Source organism: Shinella sp. M27, assembly GCF_049199905.1.
In the GTDB taxonomy this organism is placed as follows: domain Bacteria; phylum Pseudomonadota; class Alphaproteobacteria; order Rhizobiales; family Rhizobiaceae; genus Shinella.
Genome location: NZ_JBLZPK010000066.1, coordinates 4,377 through 14,471 on the forward strand (window position 1 = coordinate 4,377; position 10,095 = coordinate 14,471).

8 protein-coding genes and 1 pseudogene are annotated in these 10,095 nt (G+C 62.5%); 5 read left to right on the forward strand and 4 right to left on the reverse strand.

What is annotated here, in order from left to right; all coding sequences use genetic code 11:
- From ACOZK4_RS24920 to ureG, 3 genes and pseudogenes are all read left to right on the forward strand, one after another.
- A pseudogene (locus tag ACOZK4_RS24920) lies at positions 1-222 on the forward strand (urease accessory protein UreE); the annotation flags it as partial.
- Complete coding sequence (locus tag ACOZK4_RS24925; protein ID WP_421594399.1) at positions 206-877, forward strand: urease accessory protein UreF; 672 nt, start codon at positions 206-208, stop codon at positions 875-877. The pseudogene ACOZK4_RS24920 and the gene ACOZK4_RS24925, both read left to right, overlap by 17 nt.
- Positions 878-905: 28 nt before the next feature.
- The gene (gene ureG / locus ACOZK4_RS24930) at positions 906-1,517 is read left to right on the forward strand and encodes an urease accessory protein UreG (protein WP_421594374.1); all 612 of its coding nucleotides are present in this window, start codon (positions 906-908) and stop codon (positions 1,515-1,517) included.
- A 101-nt stretch (positions 1,518-1,618) separates the two neighbouring features.
- On the opposite strand, the gene ACOZK4_RS24935 is transcribed toward ureG, so the two are convergent.
- Positions 1,619-3,589: a S8 family serine peptidase gene (locus tag ACOZK4_RS24935; protein WP_421594375.1), complete on the reverse strand. Its 1,971-nt coding sequence runs from the start codon at positions 3,587-3,589 to the stop codon at positions 1,619-1,621.
- A 280-nt stretch (positions 3,590-3,869) separates the two neighbouring features.
- On the opposite strand from ACOZK4_RS24935, the gene ACOZK4_RS24940 reads away from it, so the two are divergent.
- Positions 3,870-4,649 (forward strand): hypothetical protein, encoded by a 780-nt coding sequence (locus ACOZK4_RS24940; protein WP_421594376.1) that lies wholly within the window; start codon positions 3,870-3,872, stop codon positions 4,647-4,649.
- Between the two features lie 90 nt (positions 4,650-4,739).
- On the opposite strand, the gene ACOZK4_RS24945 is transcribed toward ACOZK4_RS24940, so the two are convergent.
- The 3 genes from ACOZK4_RS24945 to ACOZK4_RS24955 all read right to left on the reverse strand — a co-directional run bounded on the left by ACOZK4_RS24945 (position 4,740) and on the right by ACOZK4_RS24955 (position 8,122).
- On the reverse strand, positions 4,740-5,228 hold the full coding sequence (locus ACOZK4_RS24945) for an aldehyde dehydrogenase family protein (RefSeq protein WP_421594377.1): 489 nt from the start codon (positions 5,226-5,228) through the stop codon (positions 4,740-4,742).
- Complete coding sequence (locus tag ACOZK4_RS24950; protein WP_421594378.1) at positions 5,119-7,335, reverse strand: methyl-accepting chemotaxis protein; 2,217 nt, start codon at positions 7,333-7,335, stop codon at positions 5,119-5,121. The genes ACOZK4_RS24945 and ACOZK4_RS24950 overlap by 110 nt, the downstream gene beginning before the upstream one ends.
- Before the next feature lie 226 nt (positions 7,336-7,561).
- Entirely contained in the window at positions 7,562-8,122 is a 561-nt protein-coding gene (locus tag ACOZK4_RS24955) for a helix-turn-helix domain-containing protein (protein WP_421594379.1), read from the reverse strand.
- A gap of 271 nt (positions 8,123-8,393) precedes the next feature.
- On the opposite strand from ACOZK4_RS24955, the gene ACOZK4_RS24960 reads away from it, so the two are divergent.
- On the forward strand, positions 8,394-10,095 hold a 1,702-nt coding region (locus ACOZK4_RS24960; protein ID WP_421594380.1), incomplete at its 3' end, for an ABC transporter substrate-binding protein.

Genomic DNA, 10,095 nt, shown 5'->3' on the forward strand with positions numbered 1-10,095 from the left:
ACGCCGCGGGACCGGTTGCATCTCGTCGAACTCGCCTGGCATCTCGGCAACCGCCATCTGCCGGCGCAGATCGAGGAGGCGCGCATTCTCATCCTGCGCGATCACGTCATCCGCGACATGCTGACGGGGCTCGGCGCTACCGTGCGCGAGATATCCGAACCCTTCCATCCGCTGCGCGGCGCTTATCACGGCCAGGGGCACCATCATCACGGCCATGGCTGAAACAAGAGACCTCATCCGGCTGATGACCTGGCTGTCGCCCGCCTTCCCGATTGGGGCTTTCTCCTATTCCGGTGGTCTGGAGCAGGTCGTGGCGGATGGCGATGTGCGGGATGCCGGCACCTTGCGGGATTGGCTGGGCGATCTCCTCGCACAGGGCAATCTCTGGAACGACGCCGTGCTGTTTGCCGAGGCGCACCGCGCTGCCGGCGATGTGGATCGGCTGGCGGAGGTTGCGGCGCTGGCGGAGGCTCTGTCGGGTTCGGCGGAGCGGCATCGCGAGACCATGTTGCAGGGCGAGGCCTTCCTTGCAGCGGCGGCAGGCTGGCAGCATGCGCTCCTCGACCATCTCGGTGGCACGGCGGCTTATCCCGTCGCCGTCGGCGCCGTTGCTGCCGCCCATGGCATTGCGGCCGAGGCAGGGCTTGCCGCCTATCTGCATGCGGTCACGTCCAATCTCGTTTCGGTCGCCATCCGCTGCGGTGTCATCGGCCAGAGGCACGGCGTGACGGTACTGGCGGAACTGGAGGCACGGATCGTGACGCTCGCAAACGTGGCCGCGGGCTCCACGCTCGACGATCTCGGCGCTGCGACCATGCGGGCGGAAATCGCGAGCCTGCGGCACGAAACCCTGCCGACAAGGCTCTTCCGCTCATGAGCGGACATTCACTTCAATGGAGGTTCCCATGACATCGAAGAACGGCCCCCTGCGCGTCGGCATCGGTGGCCCCGTCGGCTCGGGCAAGACGGCGCTGACCGAAAAGCTCTGCAAGGCGATGCGCAAGCACTATTCCGTCGCCGTCGTGACCAACGACATCTACACCAAGGAGGACGCGGAGGCGCTGATGCGCATGCAGGCGCTGCCGTTGGACCGCATCGTCGGTGTGGAAACCGGCGGCTGCCCGCACACGGCGATCCGCGAGGACGCCTCGATCAACCTCCAGGCCATCGCCGATCTCTCCCGGCGGTTCCCCGATCTTGACGTGGTCTTCATCGAATCCGGCGGCGACAATCTGGCGGCGACCTTCTCGCCCGATCTCGCGGACCTGACGATCTACGTCATCTCCGTCTGCCAGGGCGAGGAAATCCCGCGTAAGGGCGGACCGGGTATCACCCGCTCCGACCTGCTCGTCATCAACAAGAAGGACCTGGCCCCCTATGTCGGCGCCGATCTGGAAGTGATGGAACGGGATGCGACACGCATGCGCGCCGACCGTCCCTTCGTCTTCTCCGACATGAAACGGGGCGACGGCTTGGCGCCGATCGTCGATTTTCTGCGTCTGCATGGCGGCTTGTGAGGCATCGGCGCGTCTGCGCCGACCCGTCTGGCCTGTAGATCCCGGCGGCGCGATATCGATGGCGACTGCCTGACGATGGTGCGACGCCGGGTTGAACGGTTTTAGAACTTGAGGCTCAGGTTCGCGGCGATCGTATGGCTGACGGTGTCGCTGTTCACGCTGGCGCGGTAGCTCAGCTTGCCTTCGAGCGCCGAGGCCGAGCGCGCAAACAGCAGATCCGTCTCCAGAGCCACCCGGTTTTTATCCGGATTGATCTTGCTGACGATCGGGGACCCCATAAGCTCGAGGGTGCGCTTGAAGTCACCGAAGCTCCGGCCATAGGCGATGTTCAGGGACGGCGTCACGTCGATGCCGCTCAACACGACAGGTGCCGTGCTTACCTTCATGCCGACCCCGACTTCGCCCGTGGTCGCCGTGGCGCTCGCCGCGTTCAGCACGAGAACGCTGGTCCCGGTTTCATTCACGCCGCCCAGATGCTGGCGCACCATCCGGCTGAAGACATAAGGGGAGAGCTTCAGGTCATCGAACGCAAAATGGCTGCCGATGCGCGTGGTCGCCCACAAAGCCCGGTCGCTCTGATCGCCGGCAATGTCGAGGCCCGCGAGGGCGAGGATCGTATCGTCCATGCCCGGTGCCCGCACGCGGCGCGTTTTGCCGGAGAAGAAGCTGGTGCCGAGTGTGGCATTGGCAAAGAACGTATCGTCGTCGAAGGCGATATAGGGCGCCGCATGGTAAGACGTATCCTCGACGCGATTGCCATTGTCGGCCGTGAATCGGTTCTGGCTGAAGCCGACGGCAGCACCCACCGTCCAGCGGTCGTCGAGCGCATAGTCGATGCCGCCGATCAGGCCGCCGGTCGTGTAATCGCCGGAGAGGCCGGCACTTCCGAGAGAGAGACTTGCCCGGCTGGCAAACGGGGTGAGCCAGAGACCGTAGCCATCCGTCTCGGCTTGCGCCGGATGGCTCTCGATTACATCGGCAATCCGGTTCACGGTCGTTGCGTGAGACCAGGCAGCCTGCGCATAGATCGCACCGGCTTCGGCCTCGTTTGTCGTCACCAAGTTGCCGACATTGAGCAGGCCCCAGCCGTAGATGTCATCCAGACCGGCGTCACCGATGTCGGTGGCCGTCTGGAACACCAGTTGGGCGAGCTCCTGCTCGCTGGCATTGGGATAAAGCTGCTTTGCGATGGCAAGCGCACCCGTCACGTGCGGTGCGGCCATGGATGTGCCCTGCTCACCGAGATACGTTCCGTCGAGCCAGGTCGAGTTGATCAGGCCCTCTTCGCCGTAGAACTCGTCGCCACCCGGCGCGGAAATGCAGAAATACTTCGACCCGCCGCCGCAGCCCTGCGAATACCAGGCGAGTTCTCCTTCTGGATTGACAGCGGCGACCGTCATCCAGCCGCGCTGCAATTCCGGAAAAAATATTGGTAATGCGCCGGGAACGCTTGGCTCCGCCCAGCCATCATTGCCGGCCGCTACGACCATGACGCCGCCCGCATTGACGACCTCGCGGTAGACATTCAATTCGCGCGCGGCGAAGGACTCGATCATTTCCGGGCTGTAATCGGTGAACGGGCCGGGATAGCCATAGGACGCGTTGAAAATGCGCACACCCTGCTTGAGGGCATAGCGATAGGCGGTTTCCGCGGCGACTTGCTGTTCCTCCAGAGACGCACCATCCAGCAGAACTCTCATGGCGACGATTTCGGCGCCCGATGCAACGCCCATCATGCCCTCGCCATCCCTGTTGCCGGCGATGATGCCTGCCACGTGGGTTCCATGACCATTGTCATCGTCGAGACTGCCGCCGAAACCATCGATACCGAGGCCGCGGAAGCGCCCGACGAGTTCGGGATGCAGCTTGTCGCCGATCTGCAGGCCCGTATCGGCCACACCGACCCGAACGCCCTTGCCGTCGAGACCCTTCTTGAGCGCCTTGTCGACACCGATCATACGAAGGCCCCATTGGCTGTCGAACTCGGCCTGGAAATCCTGCGCGCTGGCGGCAGACGACATGAGCAACGCGATGGCGCAGCACGCCCGCAGATGATAAGAAATTGATTTCATGATCTTTCCCCAGATGTAGGAGCACTCCTAGCGAGAGGGGAAAGGCGGGATCAACCGAAGAAGCGGATCATACCCCGGTACACCCAAAATTGAGTCACCCATGGGGTATCGTGACATGCCGACGTGACGTTGCGCTGGTAGGAAGTTAGAAACGCGTGCCATAAACGGCAACTTTGAAACGCGATCTGCAGATACGAAAAGTGATTTCAGCCCGATGAAATGGAATGGCGATTCGACATTTTTTGCGGTCCTACGTGATGCGGCAGAACAACTGCTTGCCATGCACGACACCGCACCGCGCGTGGTCCGCTATGTCGCCAGCATGCAGAAGTGGCTGATCACGCAGGCAATCGTCGCCCTGCATTTCGAGCGGAAGCACGATGAGATGCGGCCGCCGCTCACCGCCGGATCGCTGATCGATTTCTTTGCCGAACGCCAGCCCTTCAGCAAAAACACGTTGACGGCGCATCTTGCGGAAATGCGCGCCTACGGACTGCTCGTGCCGCTGGAAAGCCGGGACAAGCGCGTCAAGCCGCTGCAACTCAGCCCATACGGCGAGGCGCTGGTCGGCCAGTGGCTGGAAAGCCATCTTTCGGCTCTCGACCGGATGGATGGTGGCGACCGCCTCCCGACGCTTGTCGGAAATCCGCAGTTGCTGGCCCACATCCATCCGCTGGCCATTCGCGCTCTGGTCTTCGATCCGGCCTGGGCTGAACCGCCCGCAAGCGTCGATCTGTTCGTCCGCACGGAATCGGGAAGCAATATCCTTCACGAGCTCATCTGCCGCCTGCCCGCCGACATCACGAGCATGGCCGAGCCGATCCGTCTCGGCCCGCTCCACGCAAGCGAAGTCTCGACCCGGCACACCCTGTCCCGCGGTCATGTGCAGAGGGTGTTTTCGCGGGCGCGGGCGGAAGGATTGCTGGTCTGGAGCCTTCCGGGCAATCAGGGCGACCTGTCCGTCTCCGGCAGGCTGCTTCAGGACTATGCCCGCTGGCAGGGCGTTAAATTTGATGCGATTTCCGAAGCTTACAATCAGAACCAACAGACCTTCACGTAAGCTCCCCTGCAAGCCTGCCATCTCTCTGTGGCTTGACCGGCGCCGACAGGCACCGGTCTTTTTCGCGTTCGGCGAGTGCCTCGCTTGAGATCACCCTAGATTGACCCATACGGATTTAGTCTGGGTATATTGAGTGAGGGCTTCCAGGCATTTGTCGCGGCCGTTGCCGGTCTGCTTGTAGCCGCCCCAGATCGAGGTCATGTCGCCGTGGTTGAAGCAATTCACCCAGACGACGCTGGCCTCGATATCGCGGGCGAAGAGATGGGCCTTCGAGATGTCGCGGGTCCAGATCGAGGCGGCGAGGCCATAGATGCTATCGTTGGCGTCTTCCATGCCGTCAATCGGGATGATGGTCGCAACCGGGCCGAAAATCTCTTCGCGGGCGATCTTCATGGAATTGTTCACGCCGGCGATGCGGACAGGACCTATCGTCGTGCGGAAATCGATAGCATTGCTATCGGCGGGATTTTCACGCCCATTTTGCCTGGACGGGCGGGCGCCGGTTCTCTGAAACCGCTGCCGCCTGTTCAAAACGGAAATGTGACAGGAGATCCTTGAGCCGCAGGCTCTCCTGCGCAAGCGCTGCGCCCGCTGAGTTCATCTGTGCGACGATGGCGGCGTTCTGCTGCGTTCCCTGATCCATATGGTTGACGGCGGTATTGACCTCGGACACACCAATGGACTGCTCCTTTGCCGCGGTCGCAATCGCTTCCATATGCGTGTTTGCGGCGATGACGAGTTCGGTGATCTCGGAAAGGCAATGCCCCGTGTCGCCCACCAGCTTGACCCCGTCGCCGACCGCAAGGGCCGCGGTGCTGACCAACTGCTGGATTTCGCCCGCCGCCTCGGAGGAGCGTTGCGCCAAGGCCCGCACTTCCTGGGCCACGACGGCAAAACCCTTGCCGGCTTCGCCGGCCCGCGCTGCCTCGACGCCGGCATTCAGCGCCAACAGGTTGGTCTGGAAAGCGATTTCCTTGATCACATCGATGATCTGGCCGATCCGTTCGGAAGAATGTTCGATCCGTTCCATGGCCGCGATGGTTTCGTTGACGACCGTGCCGGACTGGTCTGCCTTGCCGCGAGCGCCATGTACCGTCCGGCGCGCGTCGCTGGTTCGATCCGAGGTCGACCGGACATTGGCGGTGATCTCTTCGAGGGCCGCCGCCGTCTGTTCCAGCGAGGCTGCCTGTTGCTCGGTACGAAGCGCAATGTCGTTCGACGCGGCCGAGACATCCTGGGCTCCAGCGTTCACCGTGGAGACCGATCTGGCGACATCAGCGAGCACATCGCGCAACTGCCGCACCGATGTGTTGAAATCCTGACGCAGCGCCTCGAATTGCGTTCCAAACGGCGTGTCGATTTCGCAGAACATATCGCCGGATGAAAGGCGGCGGAGACCGTCGGCAAGCGAGGCCGTCGCATGGTTCAAACGCCGCTCGGCCTCGGCTTCGGCCTGGCGCTGCAGCGCGATCCGCTCCTCCTCGGCCCGCTCGCGGCTGGAGACGGCCGCCATTTCCAGGTCGTTATTGCGAATGGCTGCCTGCTGGAACACCTGCACGGAGCGCGCCATGCCGCCGATCTCGTCGCGACGGCCGACGAAGGGTACGGAAATCGAGAAATCGCCGTCGGCGAGCTTGCGCATCATCGCGGTGATCTGTTCCACCGGGCGGACGAAGCCTGTCGCGGCAATGAAGGCGCCGGTCAGAGCGACGAGAAGGATGCCGGCGGAAATCAAAAGCATGCGGTTGCGCGCCGTTATCGCGCCTTCGACCATGGCGTTCTCGGGCGCGGACAGAATGAGCAGCCATTTCTCCGATACGCCGGGGAAAGCGATGGGAACGGCGGCCTGATAGAGACCGCCATCGAGGACGCGATCGGCAACACCGTCCTGCTTGGCGGCCGAACCGAAGGCGAGGATCGCTTCGTCCGTGACCTTCTTTCCGACAAGAGCCTTGTCCGGATTGGCCAGCCACTGGCCGGCGCCGTCGATCAGCGAGACCGTTCCCGTGTTGAACGGCTTCAGTTCCGCAATCATCTTCGAGATGTCGGTGAGCGCGAAATCCACCCCTGTCGTGCCAATGACTTTGCCGTTCGATCTGATAGGCGCGGCGAGTGTGGTGATGAAGGTGGGCTTGCTGTCGATCTGGTCGACATAGGAGGGTGTGATGACCGGATGGCCGGCATCGCGCGGCGCGACATACCAGACTGAGACGGCATCGTCCGTCATGTCGAGCTTCTCGACGGCGACCTGTTTCGCCTCGTTCCGATAGACATAGGTCGCGAAGCGGCCGCCCGTCGCATCCGAAAAGGCATGGCCGACGAAGTCTGCATCGCGGCCATCCAAAGCGTCGGGTTCGAAGACGAGCGTGACGCCGAGAAGGTCCGGATTGTCCTCGACCATGCTCGTGACGATCCGGCCGAGATCGTCACGGCTCTTGGATTGCGATGCGGCAAGCGCCTGGGCGGTGGTCGCGAGGTTCTGTCCAAGGCCCGCCGCGTGGGTGATGTCGGCGCGAATGGAATTGGCATATTCGCGCAACAGGCCTTTCGCGGCCGTTTCCGCTTCAACGCGGCTGGAGGCCGACATCAAGGCCGAGCCGGCCAGCGTGACCGATGCGAGGCCGACAATAAAACCGATCGCCGTCAAAGCCAGCAGGCGGCCACGCATCGAATGCAAGCTTATCATTACCCATCCCCCGGCGTGCCAGCCGCCATCTCTCCAGTGAATGCAGTTCTAGATTGAAGATGGGCAATAAAGGTTTAATTTCACTCCCGAAAATTGCCGCTGTTAGAAAAAGCTCTCACCGCAGGATTGCTTGAGGCAGCTGGTGGTGTGGGCGGTCAATCGATCTGCGCCTTGAACCCGGCGAATGGAGCCGGCATTCGGAGCCGTAAACCCCTTCGACCGGATGTCAGGAGAAAAGCGGCTGCGTGCGCACCCACAGTTCCAACGTCGTTTCGCTACCGAGCGTCGCCGAACGATGTGGGAGATGCGACTGGAAATGCATGGAGTCGCCTTTGTTGAGGATGTGGCGCTCGCCGCCCACCTCCAGAAGCATGCAGCCTTCCAGCACATAGACGAAATCCTCGCCCTCGTTGTGCATGATCTCCGACACATGTCCCGGCGGGCGGCGCACGAGGGTCGGATGCAGTTTGGCGCCGGAAAAGCCGGCGCCAAGCAGCTCATAGGTCCGCCTGACATCGCCAAGACTGAAGGATTCGCGCTCGCCGGGGCGCGACACCGAGCCCGACTGGCGCGGCGCCTTGATGAAGGCATCGACATTCGTGCCGAGCGCTTCGGCGATGTTGCACAGCGAGGCAAGCGACGGCGTCGAGGTGCCGCGCTCAACCTGCGACAGGAAGCCGATGGAAAGCCCGACGCGCTCGGCAACCTGCTGCAACGTCATATCCATCGCACGGCGACGCTTGCGTATCTTCTTGCCGAGATCCTCTTCCGCAACGCTGTCTGCCACGTCCTTCTTTCTCGCTTTCGCCTCTGGCGACATTACAACACCCGTTTGCGGACCGGTTCGAAATCCGCCGAAATATGAGCCACGCCACCGGCAATGTCGATGTGCGCGGCAGCGGCCATCCAGCGAATTCTCGCGCTTGCGACCTCATCTGTATCGACCGTTTCGTACTCCTATAAAAATTTTACCACAAGCCTTCAATTTCTTTTGCATTGGTTCAATTTTTGAGCAACAACTCTGCGCAGTGAGGATAAAGCTCAAGGGAGGAGCCCCCATGCGGATGCACAAGAACTGGACGATTCTGATGGCGACGGCGGCCGTGATCGGCGCGCTGCAGACTGGCACTGTGCTGGCGCAGGAGGAGCCGCAGACCGGGGGTGTGCTGCGTATTCTGGCGACGGGCGAGCCCGACCATATGGACCCGGCGCTTGCCGGCATGGTGACGACGAACAATCTCATGCGCGCGATCTCCCGCCAGCTCGTCAGCTACGAGGCGTCCACCGATCCGGACATTGCGATCAAGCCGGTCGGGGATCTCGCAATCGAGGTTCCGCAGCCGAGCGCCGACGGCCTGACCTACACCTTCACCCTGCGCGACCGCGCGATGTGGAATGCGCCTTCCGGCGCGCGCCAGATCACGTCGGTCGACGTGGAGCGTGGTTTCAAGCGCCTCTGCAATCCGCATATGCAGGCGGCGACGCTCACCTATTTCACGGCCCTGATCTCCGGCCTGACGGAATTCTGCGATGGTTTTGCCAAGGTCGAGCCGACGCCGGCGGCGATGAAGGCCTATATGGAAGGCAACGACGTCACGGGCATCGAGACGCCCGACGACAAGACCGTCGTGTTCAAACTCAAGGAACGGGCCGGCGACTTCGTCTATATGCTCTCCCTGCCGATGCCCGCGCCAGCGGCCATCGAGACGCTGGACTACCTTCCCGACAGCCCGGAATACCGCGCCAACTTCATCGGAAGCGGCCCCTATACGATTGGCGAATATACGCCCGATAACAGCCTGAAACTGGTGCGCAACCCGGCCTGGAAGGCTGAGAGCGATCCGTTGCGCAAGGCCTATGTCGACGAGATCGACATCACCATGGGCATGCAGGCGGATGCGATCATGCAGCAGCTTCAGTCGGGCGACGGCGATCTCGCCTATGACATCAACGTGCCGACCGCGATCCTCTCGACGCTTGCCGCCACCGGCGACGAGAAGCTGACGGCCATGTCCGCCGGCAATACGAACTTCCTGTTCATCAACACGGTCTCGGACAACAACAAGGGCGCGCTGAAGGACCTGCGCGTGCGCCAGGCGCTGCAATATGCCGTCGACAAGGCCGCCATCGTGCAGCAATGGGGCGGTGCGGCGGTGGCGGAACCCGCCAACGGTATCTTCGGCATCGGCGTGCTCGGCTACCACAAGTTCGACCTCTATCCCTCGACGGACGCCAAGGGCGACCCGGAAAAGGCGAAGTCGCTGCTGAAGGAGGCCGGCTTCCCTGATGGCATCACGCTGAAGATGCCCTATCGCAACAAGGACCTGGAAGTGGCGACCGCCGCGACGATCCAGGCAAGCCTTGCCCGCGCCGGCATCACGCTGGAAATGACGCCGGTCACCGCGGCCGACTACTATTCCAAGTTCATGACGAACCCGGTCAACACCAAGGACGGCACTTGGGACATCGCGCCCGTGGGCTGGACGCCGGATTGGGTGGGCGGGGCTGCGCGCTCGGTCTTCCAGCCGCAGTTCACCTTCAACGGCACGCACCAGACCTACAACTACACCGACTACAACAACCCGAAGGCCAACGAGATCGCCGCCAGGGCGATCAACGCCACGACACCGAAGGAGACGGGCAAGCTCTGGGCCGAGGTCGATGAGCTCGTCATGGCCGATGCGCCGGTCGTGCCGCTGATCGCCAACAAAAACCCGCGCTACCGCAGCGAGGCGGTCAAGAACTTCCAGCCCTATGCGC

What these genes read in the sequence shown, in the direction of transcription:
- ureG (WP_421594374.1), top strand. Translation starts at nt 906, where the DNA reads ATGACATCGAAGAACGGCCCCCTGCGCGTCGGCATCGGTGGCCCCGTC.
- ACOZK4_RS24950 (WP_421594378.1), bottom strand. Translation starts at nt 7,335, where the DNA reads ATGATAAGCTTGCATTCGATGCGTGGCCGCCTGCTGGCTTTGACGGCG.
- ACOZK4_RS24935 (WP_421594375.1), bottom strand. Translation starts at nt 3,589, where the DNA reads ATGAAATCAATTTCTTATCATCTGCGGGCGTGCTGCGCCATCGCGTTG.
- ACOZK4_RS24940 (WP_421594376.1), top strand. Translation starts at nt 3,870, where the DNA reads ATGCACGACACCGCACCGCGCGTGGTCCGCTATGTCGCCAGCATGCAG.